Source organism: Virgibacillus sp. 6R, assembly GCF_001895305.1.
Lineage (GTDB): Bacteria > Bacillota > Bacilli > Bacillales > Amphibacillaceae > Virgibacillus > Virgibacillus pantothenticus.
This window is the reverse complement of sequence record NZ_CP017762.1, coordinates 13,368-36,598: the sequence shown is the minus strand read 5'-3', so window position 1 is coordinate 36,598 and position 23,231 is coordinate 13,368. Positions and strand designations below refer to the sequence as shown.

General features: G+C 38.3%; 23 protein-coding genes. 22 read left to right on the top strand and 1 reads right to left on the bottom strand.

All coding sequences use genetic code 11. From position 1 onward, the window contains the following. The first annotated feature begins 68 nt into the window (after positions 1 to 68). The 15 genes from aroC (at position 69) to BKP57_RS00110 (ending at position 13,121) form a co-directional block, all read left to right on the top strand. Positions 69 to 1,238: a chorismate synthase gene (gene aroC, locus BKP57_RS00180; protein ID WP_050352943.1), complete on the top strand. Its 1,170-nt coding sequence runs from the start codon at positions 69 to 71 to the stop codon at positions 1,236 to 1,238. A 1-nt stretch (position 1,239) separates the two neighbouring features. After that, positions 1,240 to 2,319 carry a 3-dehydroquinate synthase gene (aroB, locus tag BKP57_RS00175; protein ID WP_050352942.1) on the top strand — a complete coding sequence of 360 codons (1,080 nt, stop codon included), beginning with the start codon at positions 1,240 to 1,242 and terminating at the stop codon, positions 2,317 to 2,319. Then, a complete protein-coding gene (aroH, locus tag BKP57_RS00170) occupies positions 2,316 to 2,696 on the top strand; it encodes a chorismate mutase (RefSeq protein ID WP_050352941.1) in 381 nt (126 codons plus the stop codon). The genes aroB and aroH overlap by 4 nt, the downstream gene beginning before the upstream one ends. Beyond that, positions 2,693 to 3,784 carry a histidinol-phosphate transaminase gene (gene hisC, locus BKP57_RS00165; RefSeq protein WP_050352940.1) on the top strand — a complete coding sequence of 364 codons (1,092 nt, stop codon included), beginning with the start codon at positions 2,693 to 2,695 and terminating at the stop codon, positions 3,782 to 3,784. Before aroH ends, hisC begins: the two co-directional genes overlap by 4 nt. Before the next feature lie 12 nt (positions 3,785 to 3,796). After that, a complete protein-coding gene (locus tag BKP57_RS00160; protein ID WP_050352939.1) occupies positions 3,797 to 4,897 on the top strand; it encodes a prephenate dehydrogenase in 1,101 nt (366 codons plus the stop codon). 24 nt (positions 4,898 to 4,921) lie between these two features. Next, positions 4,922 to 6,211, top strand: coding sequence for a 3-phosphoshikimate 1-carboxyvinyltransferase (gene aroA / locus BKP57_RS00155; protein WP_072740863.1), 1,290 nt, complete (start codon positions 4,922 to 4,924; stop codon positions 6,209 to 6,211). Positions 6,212 to 6,409: 198 nt separating this feature from the next. Continuing rightward, positions 6,410 to 7,675, top strand: a complete 1,266-nt coding sequence (locus BKP57_RS00150) for a tetratricopeptide repeat protein (RefSeq protein ID WP_050352937.1) — start codon at positions 6,410 to 6,412, stop codon at positions 7,673 to 7,675. A gap of 108 nt (positions 7,676 to 7,783) precedes the next feature. Continuing rightward, positions 7,784 to 8,359 carry a ReoY family proteolytic degradation factor gene (locus BKP57_RS00145; RefSeq protein ID WP_050353545.1) on the top strand — a complete coding sequence of 192 codons (576 nt, stop codon included), beginning with the start codon at positions 7,784 to 7,786 and terminating at the stop codon, positions 8,357 to 8,359. A 107-nt stretch (positions 8,360 to 8,466) separates the two neighbouring features. Next, positions 8,467 to 8,904 carry a DUF2487 family protein gene (locus tag BKP57_RS00140; RefSeq protein WP_232231282.1) on the top strand — a complete coding sequence of 146 codons (438 nt, stop codon included), beginning with the start codon at positions 8,467 to 8,469 and terminating at the stop codon, positions 8,902 to 8,904. Between the two features lie 135 nt (positions 8,905 to 9,039). Next, positions 9,040 to 9,552, top strand: coding sequence for a QcrA and Rieske domain-containing protein (locus BKP57_RS00135; RefSeq protein WP_050352935.1), 513 nt, complete (start codon positions 9,040 to 9,042; stop codon positions 9,550 to 9,552). 6 nt (positions 9,553 to 9,558) lie between these two features. After that, on the top strand, positions 9,559 to 10,233 hold the full coding sequence (gene qcrB / locus BKP57_RS00130; RefSeq protein ID WP_050352934.1) for a menaquinol-cytochrome c reductase cytochrome b subunit: 675 nt from the start codon (positions 9,559 to 9,561) through the stop codon (positions 10,231 to 10,233). Positions 10,234 to 10,248: 15 nt separating this feature from the next. Further along, positions 10,249 to 11,031: a menaquinol-cytochrome c reductase cytochrome b/c subunit gene (locus tag BKP57_RS00125; RefSeq protein WP_050352933.1), complete on the top strand. Its 783-nt coding sequence runs from the start codon at positions 10,249 to 10,251 to the stop codon at positions 11,029 to 11,031. A 435-nt stretch (positions 11,032 to 11,466) separates the two neighbouring features. Further along, positions 11,467 to 12,042: a lipoprotein heptaprenylglyceryl N-acetyltransferase LhaT gene (locus tag BKP57_RS00120; protein ID WP_072740862.1), complete on the top strand. Its 576-nt coding sequence runs from the start codon at positions 11,467 to 11,469 to the stop codon at positions 12,040 to 12,042. Positions 12,043 to 12,121: 79 nt separating this feature from the next. After that, entirely contained in the window at positions 12,122 to 12,385 is a 264-nt protein-coding gene (locus BKP57_RS00115) for a sporulation protein YpjB (RefSeq protein ID WP_050352931.1), read from the top strand. 49 nt (positions 12,386 to 12,434) lie between these two features. Then, the gene (locus BKP57_RS00110; protein WP_072740861.1) at positions 12,435 to 13,121 is read left to right on the top strand and encodes a zinc metallopeptidase; all 687 of its coding nucleotides are present in this window, start codon (positions 12,435 to 12,437) and stop codon (positions 13,119 to 13,121) included. A 400-nt stretch (positions 13,122 to 13,521) separates the two neighbouring features. Here BKP57_RS00110 and BKP57_RS00105 read toward each other — a convergent pair whose 3' ends face one another. Beyond that, a complete protein-coding gene (locus tag BKP57_RS00105; RefSeq protein ID WP_050352929.1) occupies positions 13,522 to 14,391 on the bottom strand; it encodes a YitT family protein in 870 nt (289 codons plus the stop codon). An 811-nt stretch (positions 14,392 to 15,202) separates the two neighbouring features. Here BKP57_RS00105 and BKP57_RS00100 point away from each other — a divergent pair. The 7 genes from BKP57_RS00100 to dinG all read left to right on the top strand — a co-directional run bounded on the left by BKP57_RS00100 (position 15,203) and on the right by dinG (position 23,058). Further along, positions 15,203 to 15,544 carry a nucleotide pyrophosphohydrolase gene (locus tag BKP57_RS00100; protein ID WP_050352928.1) on the top strand — a complete coding sequence of 114 codons (342 nt, stop codon included), beginning with the start codon at positions 15,203 to 15,205 and terminating at the stop codon, positions 15,542 to 15,544. Positions 15,545 to 15,561: 17 nt separating this feature from the next. Continuing rightward, positions 15,562 to 16,359, top strand: a complete 798-nt coding sequence (gene dapB, locus BKP57_RS00095; protein WP_072740860.1) for a 4-hydroxy-tetrahydrodipicolinate reductase — start codon at positions 15,562 to 15,564, stop codon at positions 16,357 to 16,359. A 15-nt stretch (positions 16,360 to 16,374) separates the two neighbouring features. Next, a complete protein-coding gene (gene mgsA / locus BKP57_RS00090; RefSeq protein WP_072740859.1) occupies positions 16,375 to 16,797 on the top strand; it encodes a methylglyoxal synthase in 423 nt (140 codons plus the stop codon). Beyond that, positions 16,794 to 17,921: an N-acetyl-alpha-D-glucosaminyl L-malate synthase BshA gene (gene bshA, locus BKP57_RS00085; RefSeq protein WP_050353544.1), complete on the top strand. Its 1,128-nt coding sequence runs from the start codon at positions 16,794 to 16,796 to the stop codon at positions 17,919 to 17,921. Before mgsA ends, bshA begins: the two co-directional genes overlap by 4 nt. A 6-nt stretch (positions 17,922 to 17,927) precedes the next feature. Then, positions 17,928 to 19,139 (top strand): CCA tRNA nucleotidyltransferase, encoded by a 1,212-nt coding sequence (locus tag BKP57_RS00080; RefSeq protein ID WP_254844159.1) that lies wholly within the window; start codon positions 17,928 to 17,930, stop codon positions 19,137 to 19,139. Further along, complete coding sequence (locus BKP57_RS00075) at positions 19,115 to 20,107, top strand: biotin--[acetyl-CoA-carboxylase] ligase (RefSeq protein ID WP_050352924.1); 993 nt, start codon at positions 19,115 to 19,117, stop codon at positions 20,105 to 20,107. The genes BKP57_RS00080 and BKP57_RS00075 overlap by 25 nt, the downstream gene beginning before the upstream one ends. A gap of 155 nt (positions 20,108 to 20,262) precedes the next feature. After that, positions 20,263 to 23,058: an ATP-dependent DNA helicase DinG gene (gene dinG / locus BKP57_RS00070; protein WP_050352923.1), complete on the top strand. Its 2,796-nt coding sequence runs from the start codon at positions 20,263 to 20,265 to the stop codon at positions 23,056 to 23,058. Positions 23,059 to 23,231: the final 173 nt, after the last annotated feature.

Below are 23,231 nucleotides of genomic sequence, written 5' to 3'. Positions count from 1 at the left end.
AATTGTTGCCAAAAACATGTTAAGGTATGGTATAGTAATTAGAAAAATTCATAAAAGGAGAATGTAACGTGCGCTATTTAACAGCGGGGGAGTCACATGGAAAACAATTAACAACCATAATCGAAGGAGTTCCTTCCCAAATGCCATTAGTAAAAGAAGACATTAATCAGTCCCTGTCACGTAGACAAAAAGGACACGGCCGTGGGAAACGAATGCAAATAGAAAAAGACCTCGTTGACATTACAGGTGGGGTAAGACATGGAATTACGTTAGGTTCGCCAATCTCATTGGTCATACATAATGATGACTTCAAGCATTGGGAAGATATTATGGGAGCGGATCCGATTGATACAGACCAAAAGATTCGTAGAGTAGTAACACGACCAAGGCCAGGTCATGCTGATTTAAACGGGGCACTTAAATATGGACATCGCGATATTCGCAACATTTTGGAGCGTTCTTCAGCTCGTGAAACAGCAGCACGAGTAGCCGCTGGATCTGTGGCAAAAACGATGCTCAAGCATTTGGGAATTGACGTCGTCGGTTATGTGAAAGAAATTGCAGGTATTATTGCAGAGGATCAAGCAGCGCTTTCCGTTCAGGAGCGTCAGCAATTAGCAGATGACTCACCAGTTCGTGTCTTAGATAAACAAGTTGAGGGACCGATGATGCAAGCGATTGATGATGCCAAACAAGTAGGAGATTCCATTGGTGGTGTTTGTGAAGTTTATGTCGAAGGGATGCCAGCTGGTGTCGGATCTTACGTCCATTATGATCGTAAATTGGATAGCAGAATAGCCGGAAGTGTCATTAGCATTAATGCATTTAAAGGGGTAGAATTCGGGATTGGGTTCGAGGCAGCTAAACGAAACGGAAGTCAAGTGCATGATGAAATTGCTTGGAGCGAAGAGTTAGGTTATTATCGGATGACTAATCGCCTAGGTGGTTTTGAAGGTGGCATGACAACAGGAATGCCAATCGTCGTGAAAGGGGTCATGAAACCCATTCCAACATTAATGAAACGCCCACTTACGAGCGTGGATATCGATACAAAAGAACCGTTTAAAGCTACGGTGGAAAGATCCGATGCCTGTGCAGTACCAGCTGCTTCAGTTGTTATGGAGCATGTGGTGGCATTTGAATTGGCAAAGGCATTAACCGAGCAATTTACGAACGACCAATTTCCAAAGCTGAAAGAAGCCATTGAAACATATCGTGAAGAAATCAGGTGTTTTTAATATGGAAACAGCAGAAATAAAAGTTCAAGCAAGTACACATGCATACTCCATTGTTATAGGAGAAGGAATTCGCAAGCAAACGAAGCAATATTTAACAAAAGATTACTCTTTCGTTTGGATTATCACAGATGAAAATGTAGCCCCATTGTATTTATCCGATGTTCTTGAAGCATGTTCCCCTTTACAGGTACATCACACGGTAATCCCTGCTGGTGAACAAACAAAGAGTACGGACTATTATTATCAACTGCTAACAGAGGCAATTGAACATAACCTTGATCGTAGCTCTTTGTTAATTGCTTTAGGCGGGGGAGTTATTGGTGATTTAGCGGGATTTGTAGCGGCCACTTATATGCGAGGAATTGATTATATTCAAATGCCGACAACGATATTAGCCCACGATAGCAGCGTCGGTGGTAAGGTCGCTATTAACCATCCGCTCGGGAAGAATTTAATTGGGAGCTTCTATGCACCACAGGCAGTCATTTATGATGTCGAAACGTTATTTACATTAAATAAAAAAGAAATCCGCTCTGGGTATGCAGAATTAGTGAAAGAAGCATTAATTTCAGATGAAGCTATCTTTTATTCATTTCTTAACACCGATTTTCAAGCTTTATCAAAAGCAACTGTGCAAGAGCATATTCATATAGGTATACAAATTAAAGCACATGTAGTAGAAACAGATGAAAAAGAAGCAGATATGCGAAAATATTTGAATCTAGGACATACACTAGGGCATGCTTTAGAAGCTCAGTTAGGATATGGAACGCTTACACACGGAGAAGCAGTTGCTATTGGCTTGTTATTTGCCATTCATGTGAGTGAATCAGTTTATGATAATCATTTACCATTTTCTGAATTAAAACAATGGCTGCAAAACAATAATTATCCGCTTGAACTTCATTCTGTGGATCAGCAAGCCATACTTGCTAAAATGAAAAATGATAAGAAGAACAAGCATCAAAGTATTCAAATGGTATTGCTGGAACAAATAGGCAAACCAATTATAAAACAAATTACAGATGAGGATATGCTTTATTATTTATCATCTTTTGAAAGAAAGCTGGTGGGCGAGTGACAAGGGGGATACGAGGCGCAACAACGGTAGTTGAGGATCAAGCTGACATGATTATTGAGAATACTAGACGGTTAGTCGAAGAAATGGTGACTAAAAATAATGTATCACCAGAAGATGTTTCACATGTTTTTATATCTGTAACTAAGGATATTACGGCAGCCTTTCCTGCAAAAGGATTACGAAAGCTTCCTGGATGGACGTATGTTCCAGTTATGTGCATGACAGAAATAGATGTGCCTAATAGTTTAAAACGGTGCATCCGTGTGATGATGGTTGTAAATACAGACAAAGAGCAAGCAAGTATGAATCATATCTTTCAAAATGAAGCCATTCATTTACGTCCCGATTTAGCGTGTAAGGAGGATAGCACATTATGAGAGCAAAAGCCGCGTTAAAACAAATTGCCCCATACCAACAGGGGAAACAAATTCAAGACATCAAAGCTCAATACCAAATAGAGCGAATTGTTAAGTTATCATCTAATGAAAATCCATATGGATATTCGAATGAAATCAAACAGTTTCTCGCTTCCTTTGAGCCTGCTTTTGATATTTATCCGGATGGATATACCGCTCGACTTAGGAAAGACCTTGCTAACAAATTAAATGTGAACGAGTCAGAAATTATTTTTGGAAGTGGTTCTGAAGAAATCGTTCAAATGATTTGTCGAGCGTATTTATTTACAGGAGTAAATACAGTCATGGCCACACCAACCTTTCCACAATATAAACATAACGCGACGATTGAAGGGGCAACAGTAAAGGAAATTCCGACTGTGGATGGTTCCCATGATTTGGCTGACATGTTGGATACGATTGATGAGGATACCAATGTCGTTTGGCTTTGTTCACCTAATAATCCAACTGGAACTTCGATAGCAAAGCAGGACCTTATTTCATTTATGGATAACTGCCCAGAACATATTTTAGTTGTCTTGGATGAGGCGTATTATGAGTATTTAGATGAAGCGAAAGACCTGCATGCGATGGAGTGCATACAAGAATACAGCAATCTAATTGTTTTACGAACTTTTTCAAAAGCGTATGGGCTTGCCGGATTACGTATTGGCTATGGGGTCGCAAATGAAACGATTATCAATCAATTGAATGTTGTACGCGGCCCCTTTAATACTACATCGATTGCCCAGCAAGTTGCGCAAATCGCACTAACAGACCAAGCATTTATTAAAGAGACGAAACGCAAAAATTTACTCGTCAAGCAGGACTTTCAAGTATTCCTAGACCAACTTGGCTGGAATTACTTTCCTTCGGAGACAAATTTTATGCTTGTAATGACGCCAACTAGTGGTACAGAAATGTTTAATTTTCTAATTCAGTACGGTTTTATCGTCCGTCCTGGTGAGTTGTTAGGAATCCCAAATACAATTCGTTTTACACTAGGTTTAAAGGACGATATGCAACGGCTGCAAGAGTTATTCTCACTCTATCATAAACAAAACAGCTAAGGGGTTGTATATGTGAAGCGTATAGTAACTATAGCAGGACTCGGCCTAATTGGGGCATCGATAGCAAAGGCATTAAAACCGATAGCTGAAAACTATATTATCGGCTATGATATTCATTCAGAGACACTTCAGTATGCCAAGAGTCATGGAATCATTCATGAAGCGAAAGCAGATTATACTGCTGCAGTACTACAGGCTGACTATCTTATCTTAGCTGCTCCTATTTCAGAATCAATTCGATTGCTTGCAGCTTTGGACGAAATGCAATTATCTAAAAAATTGATAGTAACAGATGTTTCTTCTGTTAAGCAATCGATGATTACTACTGCCAACCAACTGCAAAATAAAGCCGTGTCTTTTGTCGGTGGGCACCCGATGGCAGGGTCTCATAAAAAAGGTGTACAAGCTGCCAAAGCACATTTATTTGAGAACGCGATTTACGTATTAACGCCAACCGAACGAAGTACAGAGCATGATGTTCATGCTTTAAAGTCATTGCTGCTCCCGACACATAGTAAGTTTCTCATATTAGAAGCAGATGAACATGATGAAATGACTGGGGTTATTTCGCACTTTCCGCATTTAATAGCATCTTCATTAGTTCACCAGGCAAAACACTGGGAAGAGACACATGCTTACTTACCTAATTTGGCTGCGGGAGGGTTTCGTGATATTACGAGAATCGCATCCAGTAATCCAACCCTTTGGCAGGACATCTTTTACCATAATCGCAAGAAAATGTCACTGCTTTTAGAGGAATGGATCACGGAAATGCAACACGTAAAGCTCTTAGTAGAAGAAAACAATAAACAAGACATGATTGCTTATTTAGAAGCAGCCAAACTATATCGTGACGGACTTGGCACAAAGGAAAAAGGCGCCATTCCATCCTACTATGATTTGTATGTCGATATTCAAGACCAGACCGGTGCGTTGGCTCATGTAACGCAATTGCTGGCAAATAGCAATATAAGTATTAACAATATTCAAATATTAGAAATAAGGGAAGGGATCATGGGAGCGCTGCGGCTAAGTTTTGCTTCAGAAAAGTTGCAAAAAATAAGTGAACAGACACTTAATGAAGCAGGTTATGAAACAATGGTCGAAAAATAATGCTTGATAAAGGATGATAGGAAGTTGAAAGAACGAATATTACAACCGATTAACCGCCCTTTACAGGGAACTATAGAAGTGCCTGGTGATAAATCTATTTCGCACCGATCCATTATGTTCGGCTCTATAGCCCAAGGAACAACAACTGTTGACCATTTTTTAGATAGTGAAGACTGTATGCGGACAATAAATATTTTTCGAGCGATGGGGGTAACCATTGAACAGCAAGGATCAAGTATAACGATTCATGGAAAAGGCTCCCAATCATTAACAGAACCCGTTGAGCCTCTCTATTTTGGAAATTCTGGGACAACTGCAAGGTTAATGCTAGGTATATTAGCTGGATTGCCAATGTTTACAACTTTATATGGTGATATTTCTTTAACGAAACGTCCGATGAATCGTGTTGTTGATCCACTGCGTTTAATGGGAGCAAGTATTGCTGGGAGGTCACAAGGAAATTATCTTCCTTTAGCGGTAGATGGGAGACGACTAAAATCCATTCACTACCATTTGCCTGTTAAAAGTGCCCAAGTGAAATCTGCCGTTTTATTGGCCGGTTTGTTTGCAGAAGGAATCACAACGGTTACGGAAATATCTCCTACAAGAAACCATACCGAATCGATGCTACGAGCATTTGGTGTGGAATTGAATAAAAATGGTTCTGATATTTCAATTCATGGAAAGCAAGCTTTAACAGCTACGGACATCTATGTACCTGGTGATATTTCTTCTGCTGCATTCTTTCTTGTAGCAGCTGCCATCGTTCCAGATAGTCAACTAAAACTATTACATGTTGGATTAAATGAAACACGCACTGGAATAATGGATGTTTTATTAGCGATGGGTGCTGATTTACGCATAGAGGAAGAACAAGTAAAAGGTGGCGAACGAATTGGCAATATTATCATTCGTTATCAGGAATTAACGGCCACAACCATTGAAGGAGAAATGGTTCCAAGACTCATTGATGAGATTCCGATCATTGCGTTATTGGCTACACAAGCAGAAGGGACGACAGTGATTAAAGATGCAGCAGAACTTCGTGTGAAAGAAACAGATCGTATTCGTGCTGTAACAGAAACACTTACTAAATTAGGGGCTAGTGTGGAGGAGACAGAAGACGGGTTAATTATCCATGGAAAGACCCAATTACACGGAAATCGGGTTCAATCCTATCATGATCATAGAATGGCTATGATGGCGTCCATTGCTTCACTTGTTGCAACGAGTGAAATCGCAATTGACGATATATCTCCAATTGCAACATCATATCCCCGCTTTTATGACGATTTAAACCAAATTGTGCAATAGTCAAAAAACAGAGGCGCTCAAATCAACTTATAGCTGTAGATTTGAACGTCTCTTTATCATCTCTGATAAACAAATTACCTTAAACGGATTTAGTGCGTGAATGAATATTGAACTCCCATTTCATGCGTATATTTTGAACATCTGCTTGTTTTCCGTTATGATAAAGACCATGATGAACGTGAAGAAAGGGAGTTCAATGTGGAAACAATCATGGAAGCTGTTCGTTTAATGGAGGCCCAGAAAACAGAAGAAGCAATCGCCTTACTAGAGAGCTATTTACCGACTGCAAATGAAGAAGAACGCTATACGATCGCAGAGCTATATTTGCAATGGGGCTACCTGCATGAAGCGAAAGCAATTTTCGAAGAATTAATTCAACAATTTCCTGCTGAAGGGGAATTAAAAGTTACGCTTGCTGATATTTATACAGAATTGGAAGATGATGAAGCTGCTATTGAGCTTCTTAATGATATCGATGAAGAAGATCCGGCTTATTTGCAGACCTTAATTCAATTAGCCGATCTTTATCAAGCACAGGGGCTATTTGAAGTAGCTGAACAAAAATTATTAATGGCTAAGCGTTATGACCCAAACGAAGCCATTATTGACTTTGCTTTAGGAGAGTTGTATTTTTCAACCGGAGATTATCTTAAAGCCGCCACCTATTATGAAAATATTTTGCCTAAAATGAAGGAAGTAGCGAATGTTTCCATTAATGGTCGACTTGCTGAGGCATATGCTGAAGCTGGTGAGTTTGAGTTAGCTTTAACGTATTATCAGGATGAAAATAGCGAAAACCCAGACTCCTTGTTTAAATATGGTTTTACTGCTTATCAAGCGGGTAGGTCAGACATTGCTAGAAAAGCATGGGAACGTGTTGTGGAGCTAGATACATATTATCATACCGTTTATTACCAGCTTGCTTCGCTTTATGAAGAAGAAGGGTTGTATGAGAAAGCATATGATATATGTCAAAAAGGGCTGCAAACAGATGCATTTAATAAAGATCTTTATTTACTTGCTGGAAAGCTTGCACACCAACTAGGGAAAGTTGAAGCAAGCGAGACCCACGTTCGGGAAGCTGTGGCAATGGATCCTGACTATAAAGAAGCTGTACTATTTTTAATTGAACTATTAAAAAATAAGGATGATTTTAAAGGAATTGTTGACCTGCTTATCGAAATAAGAAATACAGGTGCTGAAGATCCTTTGTATGAATGGGAACTGGCCCGAGCTTATAATGAATTGGAAGCATACAATAATGCATTAAACCATTATAATGCTGCATATAATAATCTCAAAGATGATAGCGATTTTTTGAAAGAATATGGCTATTTTTTAACAGAGGAAGGGAGGATCAAAGAGGCGATACCTGTTTTTACTGCATATCTTGAACAACAGCCGACAGATGATGAAATAAATGAATTTTTGTTCCGTTTAAAGCAATCAGATCTTGAGGAATGATAAGAAGCTAGATATGATTGAACAACTTCTTATCTGTTGTTAATGGACTCGGTTTTTAACGGATCCAGATTATCCGAGAGGAGAAGTTGTAAAGGAGAGTGAAAAATGGTGCATACTCCAGTATCTGTTGAAGATAAAAAAAGCTTTATCCAATGGTTTTTAAATCATTACCAGTTGAAAAAACGAGAAAGTGTATGGATTTTAAATTATTTAATGAATCATGAGGAGTTGCTTAGTCAGCTTCATTTTGTTAGAGAAGCGAAATTTTGCCCACGGGGCATCATCATGACAAGTCAATGTTCAAGTGAAACAGCTTTTCGTTTTTATAAAAATCAACTCGTAACAACAGATGCAGAGAAGTCGTTTCATGATATTCGATTAAATAAAACAGAAGCCCTTTATCTTCAACTTAATTTCAAAAAATCATACCAAAATGCATTATACATTGCTGTATTAGAAGAAAATCCATTTATTCCAGATGAATATTTTATAACAGCTCAGGATAAAGAAGCAGCACAACAATTGCTTGAGCAATCACGTTATGAATTCCAAAAGCAGGCTCTAAATAAGCAAATTGATCAAGCTTTAGATAATATGGATGAAGAAGCTTTTCTAAAACTAGCGAAAGACCTTCAATTGTTGGAAGAGACATTTTCGAATCAACCAAAATTGCTGAAGCAATAGGTTGATTTTTTTTGCAAGGATAGATAAGATTTAGATAAATCAATTAAAAATAGGCAAAGTGAAAAGAGAAAGGCTGGGCAGAGCAGATGAGATGGAAAAAATCAGACATGACACAATATATAGAAGCAAAAGAATACATTGATACGGTTTTAATTCCCTTGATTCCTTTTCAGATGCAGATTGATAGCACCATAGAAGTAAATGCTTTTCAAAAGGAATGGACAACAGCTCTTGTTAATGAATTGGAGAAAGAGCTAACGGGTCGTATGATGTTACTACCACCTTATTATTATGTAAAAACTACAGCTAAGGAAGCCGAGCTTTCGCGGGTTAGTGCTTGGGTTGAAGAAGCACAACATCAGCCGTTTAAGCATGTGTTTTTTCTTACGCTAGATGCCGCGTGGAAAAAACATGAGCAGGCTCTTCCTGGAACACTGTTATGGCTCCCTGGAATGAAGTCAGGTGACCTTTATTCTGCTGATATGCATAGATTTATTCGTGATCAGGTAGAGCAGATGAGTGAATTAATTCGATCCTATTGGTAATAATGAGCAAAAAGTTTATCTGCAAAAAAGGAATAATGATTGACCGGACAAATAGTTTACGCTATCATGGTTATGTCCTAGTAATCTGAAATAACTGTATTGTCCGTGATTATTGTAAAAGAGGGGGGGAAAATCATGAGCGATAAAAAGCAGCAAGTATCCCGTAGACAGTTCTTGAACTATACGCTTACTGGGGTTGGTGGTTTTATGGCAGCAGGAATGCTAGCACCAATGTTGCGAATGGCAGTTGATCCAGTGTTAAAGGAATCGGGGCAGGGAGACATGGCAAATGTCGGTTTATCCGTTGATGATATCACTAATGAGCCTCAAAAGATTGATTGGAAGATTGACCAAGTTGATGGCTGGTATGAGTCGCAAGTAAATCGATCTGCTTGGGTCTTCAAGGATGAGAATGGTGATATCCAAGCCTTTTCTCCAATTTGTAAACACTTGGGCTGTGTCGTATCCTGGGGAGGAAGTGATGAATATCCTGATCAATTTTTTTGCCCATGTCATGATGGACGATACTACAAGGATGGAACAAACGTACCAGGAACTCCACCTTTGCAGCCATTGGATGTTTATGAATCAGAAGTAAGAGATGGTATTTTATTTTTAGGTGATGCAGTACCGAGAAAGGGGGCGTAATAGTTTATGCTACAGAAAATTTATGATTGGATTGATGAACGTGCAGATATTACGCCAATCTGGCGGGATATTGCAGATCATGAAGTACCAGAGCATGTGAATCCAGCGCATCATTTTTCCGCCTTTGTTTATTGCTTTGGTGGATTAACATTTTTTGTGGTGGTAATTCAGATTCTATCTGGTATGTTCTTAACCATGTATTATGTACCGGACATCGAAAATGCTTGGAAATCCGTTTATTACTTGCAAACTGAAGTGGCACATGGACAAATTGTTCGTGGTATGCACCATTGGGGCGCTAGTGTTGTTATTGTCATGCTATTATTACATACACTACGAGTGTTTTTCCAAGGAGCTTATAAAAAACCACGTGAACTAAATTGGATTGTTGGTGTATTGATTTTCTTTATTATGCTTGGTCTTGGGTTTACCGGTTATTTACTACCGTGGGACAACAAAGCATTTTTTGCTACGCAGGTTGGATTGGAAATCGCACAGCAAGTTCCGTTTATTGGTGAAGAGTTGAAAACGCTATTAGCAGGAGATCCAAACATCGTTGGAGCTCAAACGCTTACACGTTTCTTCGCTATTCATGTGTTCTTTTTACCAGGAGCACTCTTTGCATTATTGGCAATACACTTTATTCTAATTCGTAGACAAGGTATTTCTGGACCATTATAAAAAGGAGGGGAAAGCATGCATAAGGGAAAAGGGATGAAATTTGTTGGTGACTCACGTATCACTACCGACAGAAAACCAAATGTACCTAAGGATTATTCCGAATATCCTGGAAGAACAGAAGCTTTCTGGCCCAACTTTTTATTAAAAGAATGGTTAGTTGGTGCGGTATTTTTAGTTGGATTTTTATGTTTAACATTAGCTCATCCTTCACCGTTGGAGGGAATGGCTGATCCAACAAACGCATCATATATTCCATTACCAGACTGGTACTTCTTGTTCTTGTACGAACTGTTAAAATATGAATTTGCAAGTCAAAACTATATTCTTATGGGTATTCTAGTATTGCCTGGAATAGCCTTTGGCGCATTATTATTGGCTCCGTTTTTAGACAATGGACCTGGGAGAAGACCACATCAACGCCCGATCTCTGTTGGGATGATGCTTCTTGCCCTAGCTTCTGTTATCTGGCTAACGTATGAATCTGCAGCTAATGTAGATTGGGAGTCCAGAGCAGAAGCTAATAAACCGATCCCTCCTGGTGAACAGGCAGAGATCGATACAGAGCACGCAGGATACGCCGTTTATGAAAACAGCTGTTTATCATGTCATGGTGATAATTTGCAAGGTGGTGGAGCTGGACCTTCATTAATCGGTATTGATAAATCCGCCGAAGAAATTGCAACGATTGCAAAAGAAGGGATTGGCTCCATGCCACCTGACCAGTTTGCTGGTACAGATGAAGAACTTGAACAATTAGTTGATTTTATCGTATCTGTAAACGAGCAATCAGAAGAATAATCGAAGAAGAGAAGCACTTTTGCCACACGATGCTGGTAAAGGTGCTTCTTTAACTAATAGAGCTTTGTAGTCGTTAGAAAAACATTTAATAAATCAGAAACTTCGGCTTTGAAAGTTTTAGAAATAAGTTGAACGAAAGAGATTGAACAGTAATTGTGTATACATGGTTAACAATCTGGAGTTCGGTTATTTTACATTTTAGCTCGTAGGAACTGGCAGTAAAACTCGTCTTGCCATACTATGAGGGAAATCCTAAGAGGATCAAAACAAAGGCGATTCTGTTCAGAAACCATTAGGTCATACCCTTAAGGTACTGACAATTAGTGGGGGATAAAAGAAAACACCCACTGATTGTTAGATTCACTTTATTTGATCTCTAATGATTCATCAATTTGTACTATTGTGTTAAAGCTGCTTAGAAAAGAGGGTAACATTTTGATTAAATACATATTGTTAGATAAACGTTTCCTATTTTTATTATTCTTAATCAACTTAGCCGGGACCATTTATGGTTACATGTGGTATGAATCACAATTATCACATACCGATCCGATCTTTTTTGTTTTTGTTCCTGATAGTCCTACCGCCAGTTTGTTTTTTACCATTTTCTTATTATTTTTTATCTTTGGTAAACATATTCCTTACATAGAAGCTTTGGCTATTATTACATTATTTAAATATGGTGTTTGGGCAGTAGTAATGAATTTGCTCACTTTGGTTATAGAGGGATCATTAAGTTGGCAAGGCTATATGTTAATGGCTTCACATGGGGCTATGGCGATTCAGGGGCTTCTCTATGCTCCGTACTATCATTTACGTATGAGGCATATCGTTTTTGCAGCTGTTTGGATCTTCCATAATGATGTAATAGACTATGTATTTGAACAAATGCCTGTATATTCATCATTAGCTTCTTATTTGAACGAAATTGGCTACTTTACATTTTGGCTCAGCATCCTTTCTGTGGCGATAGCTTATTATCTTACAATTGGAATGCAAGAACGAAAGTGAGTATAAGGATTTCTCTTTTGTTATATCATGACTGACCACTTCATACATTAGTATAAGAAGAAAAAGTGGGGTGGTCTCTATGAATAAAAACAGACATTTGTTCGTGCTAACTTTTGGGGTGATCATAGGGATAATTATATATGCTATCGCTTTCACGCCTAAAGCGATCCAAGCAAATGTTCATCGGGCAGCGCAACCAGCAATGGAACAAAAGGGCCAATTGTTTCCATTCATTTGGATTGTACTTATTGTAGGTGGTTGTATTGGCATTACATTAACTTATGTAAGTTGGAGAAAATATAGAGGAGAAAAGAAAAACAAGCAAGACAAAACAGTTGACTAATGCGCCATTTTTGACTAAAATTGACCTTAATAAACAAGGAGGAATGAACATGTTTGGTGGATTGGGAAGTTACTTAATTTACGTAGCTTTACTGCTTATCATCCCCATTTGGGCTAGTGCAAATGTAAAAAACACGTATAAAAAATATATGAAAAAACCAACTTCTTCGTATATGACGGGCGCGCAAGTAGCACGCAGAATTCTTGATGAAAACGGATTATACGATGTTGCGATACAGGAAACTAAAGGGATGCTTTCCGATCATTATGATCCAAGGAAAAAAGTAGTACGTCTGTCCAGCGATAATTACCATGGACATTCGATGGCCGCTTCTGCTGTTGCGGCGCACGAAGTTGGACATGCTATTCAGGATGCGGAAGAGTACGCATTTCTACGCTTTCGAAGCGCGCTCGTTCCGGCTGCGAACTTTGGTTCCAATTTTGGTGTGATCTTGCTATTTATTGGTATAATTTTTGGCATGACACAATTATATTTACTTGGAATTGTTCTGTTTGCTGCAGCTGTATTGTTCCAGCTTGTTACATTACCTGTAGAATTTGACGCTTCCAACAGAGCGATGACACAGTTGGTGTCCTCAGGAATTATTCGAAATAATGAAGAGCGAGACACGAAAAAAGTTTTAAATGCAGCTGCTATGACGTATGTGGCAGCAGCGCTTGTGGCATTAGCAGAACTAGTACGATTTATTTGGATGTTTGCTGCAAGTAATGAATAGTGTAATGAGCTAATTGTAAAAAAAGGATGGCGTATCGCCACCCTTTTTTTGGTTGTATAGAAAACTATAAAATGAGGTGCTTGTAGATAACAAATAAACGACTAGTCACCCGGCGCAAGCGCCTCGCAACGTAATAAAATGAAATTCTCTAGTTTCATTTTCATGATGAAGAAGAGTCATTTGGTTTGTTTATCCCGAATAAAGTCCCACTTCAAAGAAAGCGGAGTTTAATAAAAAGTCGAACTGAAAGATAATGCGCCTATTCCCCATTCGATCAAGGGCCTTTAGATAAGACTCTTGCAGTACCTACTATCTGTAGGAATAGAAAAAGATACCACTGATTGAACATTCTTTTTATGTAACCTGGATACCATTGGATTATTGCGAGGATATATTTTCGTCAACTTCGAATGGGATTTTTATTCTCATCCAGTGTGAAGCCTTCACCAGCTACGTCATGAACCGTACTAACAGCTACGAATGCGTGCGGGTCGATGGAATGAATAATATTTTTCAAGCGGACAATTTCATTTCTAGCAACTACGCAATATAATACATCGCGCTTGTTTCCAGAATAGCTACCCCTTCCTTCCAACACCGTGACGCCACGATCCATATCCTGTAAGATAGTTGCGGCAATTTTATCACTTTGGTTAGAAATGATAGTGGTTCCTTTTGCAGAATAAGCACCTTCTTGGATAAAATCAATCACTCTAGCTCCAATATAAACAGCAACCAAGGTATACATCCCCTGTTTTAAATCTAAAATGGCAAACACAGATGTTATAATAACAAAAAAGTCAAATAGGAACATGGTCTTCCCCATACTCCAACCTATGTATTTATTAGCAAGTCTGGCAATAATATCGACGCCGCCAGTTGTTCCTCCGTACCGAAAGATAATCCCTAATCCCACACCGATAAAAATACCAGCGAATAACGCTACTAACGTCATATCTGACTCTAGGTGGATTGCAAAAGGTTTGATTTGAAAAATACTTAAAAATAAAGACACAGCGGCAGTACCAATAATGCTATAGATAAACGTAGTTCTGCCTAGAAACCTCCACCCAATTAAAAACATAGGGATATTCAGTAATATGTTTGTTACAGCAGGGTCAAAGCGCCATAAAAAATATAACAGCAAAGTTATCCCGGTAAATCCACCTTCGCCTAAATTATGTTGCATATTAAAATGAACGATTCCAAAAGAAAATATTACCGCGCCTAATAGTATAAATAAGATATTTTTAATGTGTAAATGAAACAAAAAAGATTTCCCTCCTTCAATATGACAATGGTTCACAGCAATAGTCTAATCACCTCAACAATTAGCTTCTTTTAGTATATATAAATTATTCACAAAGTAAAATAGTTGTTTAATTAGGCTTAATTTATTTTATCCATTGAAGATGGTGTGAGAATATCTGTTATTGTAACCGAAATGTGCAGTTACATATGTTTACCCAATCTAAAGTTCAAAGAATGCATAAGGCTGTTTCAAAAATCGCCGCTGTGTGTACATTTTTCTTCCGCATATAAGGTACTGTAAGACTCCCGCTTTAGGTTGGATAAACTTGTACTGCAACAAGTCTAAGTGGGAGATTTCACAGCACCTAAATGCCCTATTTCGCAAGAGGCCTTTAGTTCATACCATTACCGTACTAACAATCAGTAGAGGATGAATGAAAACCTCCACTGATGGATGATTCACTTTTTTTAGCAGGTCCAAGTGAATAAAATGGCTTCCATTATCATATGAGAAGCTAAAACAGGTAACGATAAAGCTGGTCAAATTTATGAACTTTAGTAAAAAATTTGTGAACTTCGAGCCATTTTTGTGAGCTTCGGCGATTACTCTTGAACTTCCAATACATTTACATTTAACGTATAATAAACACATATTACTAGTAAAGAAACCATAGTGAAAAAATGAAATGTATAGCAGGCGAAGCAATTTGTCCAATTTGAATAACAAGACAGCACAAACGGAGAAGCTCTACGAAATAAATCATTTGTCAAAAGGCTATGGATTCGCTAACATGAAAGTATTGATATAGATGAGGAAAAGGAAGAGATTGATGACAAATCCAATATATACGACACAAGAAATTCAGGAACGAGTAGATCGCTATATCGGGCAATTTAAAGAAGGATATTTTTCTCCTTTAAGCTTAATGGCCCGTTTAACGGAAGAAACTGGTGAATTAGCTAGAGAAGTTAATCATTATTATGGTGAAAAGCCTAAAAAGGAAACGGAAAAAGAAAAAACAATGGAAGAAGAACTTGGCGATATTATTTTTGTCCTCACATGCTTTGCTAATTCATTGGATATTGATTTATCCGATGCTTTTCATACAGCAATTACTAAAATTGAAACGAGAGACAAGAATCGCTGGACAAAAAAAGATCCATCTACATAAAAAGAGGAGAGTAATGTATGACAATTAATATTGTAATTGCTGGCCCCAGAGGAAAAATGGGCTCTGAAGCAGTAAAAATGGTAATGAATGAGCCGGATTTCCGCTTGGTCGCCTGCATTGATCATAAAAATAATGGTAAAACATTAGACACTATTCTTCCAGAAGTGGACCGTGCAATTCCGATCTATGAGGACGCTCAGGCATGCTTTCAAAACCATAAAAACACAGATGTCCTTATTGAATTATCAGTGCCTGCAGCAGGCTATAAGCATACAAAAACAGCCCTTGAGCATAAAGTTCGCCCTGTAGTAGGTACGACAGGATTTACGGAAACGCAGTTAAAAGAAGTAGATGCGTTTGCACAACAACAAAATGTTGGATGTATGATTATCCCCAATTTTGCAGTTGGAGCAGTATTAATGATGAAATTTGCTAAAATGGCGGCTATTTACTTCCCAGATGTAGATATTATTGAAAAGCACCATGATCAAAAATTAGATGCCCCTTCTGGAACAGCTATTAAAACTGCGGAACTAATTAGAGAAAACCGTCAATCGAAAAAACAAGGTCATCCAGAAGAGAAAGAGACTATCCCCGGAGCAAGAGGTGCTGATCTAGATGGCATCAAGCTTCATAGCGTTCGCCTTCCAGGCTTAGTTGCACATCAGGAGGTTATTTTTGGCAGCCCTGGACAAACCTTAACCATTAAACATGATTCCATGAACCGGGCTTCCTTTATGGACGGAATTAAACTCTGTGTCAATAGAGTAATGGAAATAAAAGGTTTAATATACGGGTTAGAAACAATTTTATAAAAGTGGGGGAATTCGATGAATATTGCTTTAATTGCTCATGATAAAAAGAAGCAAGATATGGTTAATTTTACAACGGCTTATCAATATATTTTAAAAGATCATGATTTATATGCTACAGGAACAACAGGAAGTAGGATTCGTGAAGCAACAGGTCTTGACGTTCATTTATTCCAATCAGGTCCGTTAGGTGGCGACCAGCAAATTGGGGCCATGATTGCAAATGATGAAATGGATATGGTGATTTTTTTTCGCGATCCATTAACTGCCCAACCTCATGAACCTGATATTAGTGCTTTAATGCGTCTGTGTGACGTTTATCATATACCACTTGCAACCAATATTGCTGCCTCGGAAATTTTTATTCGCGGACTAGAAAAAGGGGATTTTCAATGGCGGGAAATTGTCAAACAGAAGAAGGAACAGGAAAAGCAAGCATGAAAAAAATTGGAATTACCTGCTATCCTAGTGTAGGCGGATCAGGAGTTATTGCAACCGAACTCGGAATGTTACTTGCTGAAAGAGGCAATGAAGTTCACTTTATAACTTCTAGCTTGCCGTTTCGGTTAAATCATATTCATCCAAGAATTTTTTTTCATGAAGTTGAGTTAAGTCATTATCCCGTGTTTCAATACCCACCATATGATCTTGCATTAGCTGCAAAAATGGCTGAGGTGATTAACCGAGAAAAATTGGACATATTACATGTCCACTACGCTATGCCACATGCCATCAGTGCCCTATTAGCAAGAGACATTGCAGATCATAAGGTGAAGATTGTGACAACGTTGCATGGAACAGATATTACTGTGTTAGCAATTGATGATATTTTTAAAAATATGATTACACATGCTATTCATCAATCAGATGCAGTGACAGCGGTATCGAACCATTTAGCAGCTCATACGAAACAGATGCTAAACGTAAAGCAAAATATACATGTTATCTATAACTTTGTTAATGAACAGGAGTATTATCCAAAACCATTATTATCGATTAAAGAGCAATATGGGATTAAACCGACAGAAAAAGTTATCGCTCATATTTCTAATTTTCGCAAGGTAAAGCGGCTCCCAGATATAATTCGTACGTTTGATCTTATTCATAAGCAAACAGATAGTAAGTTATTGCTTATCGGGGATGGCCCAGAATGCGGTACCGCCATGGAGCTAGTACAAGATTTAGGAATCGAGCAAAACGTGTTATTTTTAGGCAAACAAAAAAACGTTAATGATTTATTGCGAATTAGCGATTTAAAATTATTGCTATCAGAAAAAGAAAGTTTTGGTCTTGTCTTATTGGAAGCAATGGCATGTGGCGTCCCGTGTATCGGCACAAACGTTGGTGGGATACCAGAAGTAATTGACCATGAAAAGACAGGGTTTCTTGTTGATTTAGCAGCGATTGAGCAAGCTGCTTCGTATGCTATTCAATTATTGACAGATCGTGAGTTATGGAAAAGCTTTTCCAACCACGCTATAAAAAGGGTGAAGGATCATTTTCACTCGACTCATATTGTAGAGCAATACGAGCAATTATATGATCAGTTGCTTTCTACCCCATAGAGATTGGTGATAAACGTGTTAGCAAAACCTTTTCGTAAAGCACAACCGATATTGGAAAAAATCGCAGCTCATGGATATAGCGTCTATTTTGTAGGAGGCTGCGTGAGAGACTTTTTGCTTCATCGTCCGATTGGTGATATAGATATTGCAACATCGGCAAAACCAGATGCATTACAGAATATGTTTCCTGCGGTCATTCCAGTAGGGATTGAACATGGAACGGTAATCATTCGCCATGAAGGTGAATCATATGAAGTAACTACCTTTCGGGTTGATGGAACCTACTCTGATCAACGCCATCCAGACGCCGTGACCTATGTCCAGAGTATTGACAAGGATTTAGAAAGAAGAGATTTTACCATTAACGCTCTTGCTATGGATCTAGAAGGGAATATCATTGATCTGTTTAATGGAAGACATGACTTAAATCATCGGGTGATTAAAACAGTAGGAAATGGCGAGGAACGGTTTAGGGAAGATCCGTTACGAATCATTCGGGCACTCCGCTTTAGCAGTCAACTTGGGTTCACCATTCATCCCACTACTATTGAACATATTCTAAAAGTGAAGCATGAAATGAAAGGGCTGGCGGTGGAACGGATAACGAAAGAGTTTGCGAAATTATTTGCTGGAGACTTTGTTCAACAAGGGTTAGCTTATGTAGTTGATTTGAATATTTATCAGCACTTACCTGTATTTGAAAAAGCTCCGTCTTTAATTCAACAGTTACCCAAAAAGATTCAGCCTTTGCCTTACTTTCACGAAGTGCTTGTCCTATTTCACTTTCTAGATCGAACGATTGCCCTATCGACATGGGTAAAAGCTTGGAAATGCTCCAATAAGCATAAAAATGCTGCTTCTGTTCTTATCAGGCAGCTGGATGAATTACAAACAAACGGCTTAACACCTTGGCTCGTCTATCAATTGCCAGAATCGCTATATAATGGTTTTATTAGGCTGGTAAATTGCTTATGTTCCGAACAAGATATTTCTTTAGAACAGTTAGTACAAATCGAGCAAACACTACCGATTCAATCAAGAACGGATATGCAAATGAACGGAAGAGACATTGTTGCTTTATTTCCTCGTTATAAAAAAGGTCCCTGGATTGAGCAACTGCTCCATAGACTTGAGCAACAAATTGTAGCAGGTCAGTTACCTAATGATTATTACACGATAAAGGAATGGATAAGATGCAATCCACCCGCAATCAATTAATTCAATTACTTGCAAAAAATAAGGAAGATTATATATCTGGACAAGCGCTATCTGAGGAATTAAATATTTCTCGAAGTGCTATTTGGAAGCATATGAAGGAATTGGAGAAAGACGGATATGAAATAGAAGCAAAATCTAAGCGAGGTTATCGAATTGTCAGTTATCCGGAAAAGATATCTGAAAACACCGTCCGCTGGGGATTAGAAACGAAGTGGCTTGGTAAAAATGTCATTCACCGTGAAGTGACCAGTTCCACACAAATTATTGCGCACAATGCTGCTAAGGAACATAAAGGACATGGAACGATTGTTATTGCTGATGAACAGACTTCAGGCAGAGGTAGAATGAACCGGGATTGGCATTCAAAAAAAGGCGATGGTATGTGGATGAGTATGATCTTACAACCGTCTTTGCCTCCTTATCTCGCGCCACAGTTAACGTTATTAACAGCTGTAGCGCTAGCTGAAACCATTGAAGAGCTTACAGGGTTAACACCAAGCATTAAATGGCCGAACGATATCCTGTTTGACAATGAGAAAAAATGTGCAGGGATCTTAACGGAGTTGCAAGCGGAACAAGATCAAATCCAATATGTTATTATTGGTGTCGGTTTAAATATTAATCAGGAAAGTAAAGATTGGCCGGAGGAAGTACAACAAAGAGCAACTTCCTTACAAATCGAAACCGGAAAACAATGGTCGATCAAGCAAATTATGCAACATTTTTTAAAGCATTTTGAGATCCTTTATGATACGTATATGCAACAAGGCTTTTTAGCTGTTAAAACAAAGTGGGAAGCTTATGGGTTTAAAATGGGGGAGCGTATAACGATCCGCCAATTAGACCGACATCGCCAAGCTGTTTTTTATGGATTGGCTGATGATGGTGCACTATTAATAAAAAATGACAATGGAAGTGTAGAACGATTATATTCTGGAGAAATTGACTGGTTCCATAAAGCAGATTGAAATGAAGAATAGCCTCCTTACTAATAAAGTAAAACATTTTAAAGGGTGTGTTTCAGCAACAAAGAAAAAAACCCAAGAAATCAGATGTATATTTCGGAAGTACTTTTTGAGTAATGTCTTAAAGTTTTTAGTTTTTGAAGAAGGGAGGGGCTAACATGCAACGATATGTTGTGATCGACCTAGAGACGACTGGAAATGCTCCAGCCAAAACAGATAAAATTATCGAAGTAGGCATTGTTGTTATTGAACAAGATACGATTGTAGACAGCTATTCCACCTTACTGCATCCTAACAAAGAAATTCCTCCCTTTATCACAAATTTAACAGGTATTTCTGATGACGATGTTATGGATGCACCATCATTTGAAGAGATTGCTGATGAGATTTCGGCGTTGTTCGCAGATAGTTATTTGATCGCACATAATGTTCCATTTGATCTAGGGTTTTTAAATGAAGAATTAGCTAATAGTAATCGAATAAAACTAACCAATCCAGTACTCGATACGGTCGAATTAGCAAGAATTTTATTTCCTAGTGCACCGAGCTTTAAGTTGAATCAGCTAACAGAATATTTACAAATTCAACATGACCAACCACATCGCGCACTTTCAGATGCGTTTGTTACGGCAAAATTATTTTTAAAGCTGAAAGAAAAACTTGCCTCGTTACCATATGAAACAATTGATCAATTATTACAAGTGGAAAAATGGTTACAATCAGATGCATATGAGTTGTTCGCTTATTATAGGGAGCAAAATTTATTTGCAGAGGAAAACCATGAAATTGCTACATATCAAGGGCTTGCTTATCGACGTATAAATATTGGTGAACTAGATAGTTGCACTATAAACCTTTCTTTTGGCGATTATTTAGATTCCATTTACGAAGCAAATGGTAGTTTGGAAAAAGCAATGCAAAAGTATGAAAAACGTGCTGGACAGCGAGAGATGTCCGAAATTATTTTTGATGCTTTTCAAATGAAGCAACACGCTTTAATTGAAGCAGAAACAGGAACTGGAAAGTCGCTTGCCTATCTTATTCCAGCCATATATGATGCAGTTTGTAAAGATAAGCGTGTTGTCATTAGTACATACACAACACAATTACAATCCCAACTACTGGAAGCAGAAATTCCGTTAATTCGTCAGTTGATCCCTTTTTCCTTTCATGTTGCACTTCTAAAAGGGAAAGCACATTACATTAGTCTGGAAAAATTGCAGCAGGAGTTATTGGAGCCTCAACAAAGCAACTACGACATTGCTTTAACCATTGCCATGATTTTAGTTTGGTTAACGGAGACAGAGACAGGCGATATTGATGAAATCCAGCTACCTTCTAGTGGCTATTGGTTTTTCCGTCGGATTTCTGCAGACATGGAAGAAGGCGTTGATCCGTCCTCGCCTTGGTTTTTCAGATCACATTATCAGCACGCAAAAAGACGGGCACAGCAAGCACATATTGTCATCACAAATCATGCATTATTATGTACAGATATGTTTCATCCTTCTGTGCTTTTACCTGTTTATGACCGGGCAATTATTGACGAGGCCCATCATTTTGAGGCTACGGTTTCGAAGCATTATGGCTTAAAACTGGATTATATGCATATGCATTTTACATTGAACCAATTAGGGAGAACAGACGAGCAGAAACTTATCCATACTGTTTTGTCTCATTACACATCTGGTCTTTCTCAGAAGACGAAAACTACATGGGATACACTGATTGATGATGCTCGCTATGAAACCGATGATCTGTTTCGTTACTTGTTCCAATATGTTGTTGATCAGCGTAAACGGGATAAATCATATAGCGATATTGGTAGAACGCAATATCGTTTTGAACAGACAAAGGAAGATCCAAAAAAGTGGGCTGTCATTAAAGAAATGGTTGCCAGGTTAATCTTCTATTTACGAGATTTAATTCACGGTTTAACGATGATCGAAGCAGATTTGCAACAAGAACAATTTCTTCATGAGGATAAAGAGAAACTTCTTGCCGGAACAGAACGACTGCAAACATTTATTGACCAATTGGAACAACTTTTTCTTGTCGATAACAGTATGCAGGAAGTAAAATGGATGGAGATAGAGACGTATGGAGCTAAGAACGCTGTTTACTTATATAGTGAACCAACAGATGTAGCTGATTTATTAATGGACGGTTTTTTTTCTGTTAAAGAGAGTGTTATTTTAACAAGCGCTACGTTAACGATGGAGCATTCATTTCGGTTCATTATGGACAGATTAGGTTTACAGCATGAACAGACAATAACCAAGCAGATTGCCTCGCCGTTTTCTTATGCTGATCAAGTACAATTAATGGTACCAAATGATTTCCCTAATATAAAATTTGGTCAGACAGATGATTTTATCTATGCAACCTGTGATGCTATCTTATCGTTAGCGGCAATTACAAACGGGCGGATGCTTGTATTATTTACATCGTATGATATGCTACGACGTTCGCATTCCTTATTAAAAGAACTAATGGAAAATGATACGTATGCACTCATTGCACAGGGGATTTCAAGTGGAAGTAGAGAGCGTTTAAAGAAAAATTTCCAGACATTTGATCAAGCCATCCTTTTGGGTACAAGTTCATTTTGGGAAGGTGTGGACATCCCGGGCGAAGATCTATCATGCCTTGTAATTGTTCGTCTCCCATTTCAGCCTCCTGATCATCCTGTCCTTGAAGCAAAATCAAATTTTTTAAAGGAACAAGGGAAGAATCCATTTATGGAATATTCATTACCTAACGCTGTTATTCGTTTCAAACAAGGTTTCGGCAGATTAATTCGTTCCAGTAGTGATCGAGGTATTGTGTTTATTTGTGACTCACGAATTGTAACAGCAAGGTATGGGAAATATTTTGTCCGATCTATTCCTGAGGTACCGTTATTATTTGATACGACGCATAATTTAATGGAAAAAGCTGAAAAATGGTTTTGATAAGGAAAATATGGACAGTTTGAACAAAGGCGCGGGGCGCCCGTTTAGCAACGTAGCGAATGGAACGAATCAACTAAAGATAAAGGAATCATGCCACTAAAAAAACAGGGGTATGCCGACGCCTGAGCGGCAAGCCCGTTTTTAGTCGGCCTTCCTCTTTATGACGAACCGAT

Bases quoted from the DNA above. Each gene is read 5' to 3' on its own strand.
- BKP57_RS00100 (WP_050352928.1), top strand. From the start codon at position 15,203: ATGACAAATCCAATATATACGACACAAGAAATTCAGGAACGAGTAGAT.
- BKP57_RS00110 (WP_072740861.1), top strand. From the start codon at position 12,435: ATGTTTGGTGGATTGGGAAGTTACTTAATTTACGTAGCTTTACTGCTT.
- BKP57_RS00075 (WP_050352924.1), top strand. From the start codon at position 19,115: ATGCAATCCACCCGCAATCAATTAATTCAATTACTTGCAAAAAATAAG.
- BKP57_RS00135 (WP_050352935.1), top strand. From the start codon at position 9,040: ATGAGCGATAAAAAGCAGCAAGTATCCCGTAGACAGTTCTTGAACTAT.
- hisC (WP_050352940.1), top strand. From the start codon at position 2,693: ATGAGAGCAAAAGCCGCGTTAAAACAAATTGCCCCATACCAACAGGGG.
- mgsA (WP_072740859.1), top strand. From the start codon at position 16,375: ATGAATATTGCTTTAATTGCTCATGATAAAAAGAAGCAAGATATGGTT.
- BKP57_RS00125 (WP_050352933.1), top strand. From the start codon at position 10,249: ATGCATAAGGGAAAAGGGATGAAATTTGTTGGTGACTCACGTATCACT.
- BKP57_RS00140 (WP_232231282.1), top strand. From the start codon at position 8,467: ATGACACAATATATAGAAGCAAAAGAATACATTGATACGGTTTTAATT.
- aroB (WP_050352942.1), top strand. From the start codon at position 1,240: ATGGAAACAGCAGAAATAAAAGTTCAAGCAAGTACACATGCATACTCC.
- BKP57_RS00115 (WP_050352931.1), top strand. From the start codon at position 12,122: ATGAATAAAAACAGACATTTGTTCGTGCTAACTTTTGGGGTGATCATA.
- dapB (WP_072740860.1), top strand. From the start codon at position 15,562: ATGACAATTAATATTGTAATTGCTGGCCCCAGAGGAAAAATGGGCTCT.
- bshA (WP_050353544.1), top strand. From the start codon at position 16,794: ATGAAAAAAATTGGAATTACCTGCTATCCTAGTGTAGGCGGATCAGGA.
- dinG (WP_050352923.1), top strand. From the start codon at position 20,263: ATGCAACGATATGTTGTGATCGACCTAGAGACGACTGGAAATGCTCCA.
- qcrB (WP_050352934.1), top strand. From the start codon at position 9,559: ATGCTACAGAAAATTTATGATTGGATTGATGAACGTGCAGATATTACG.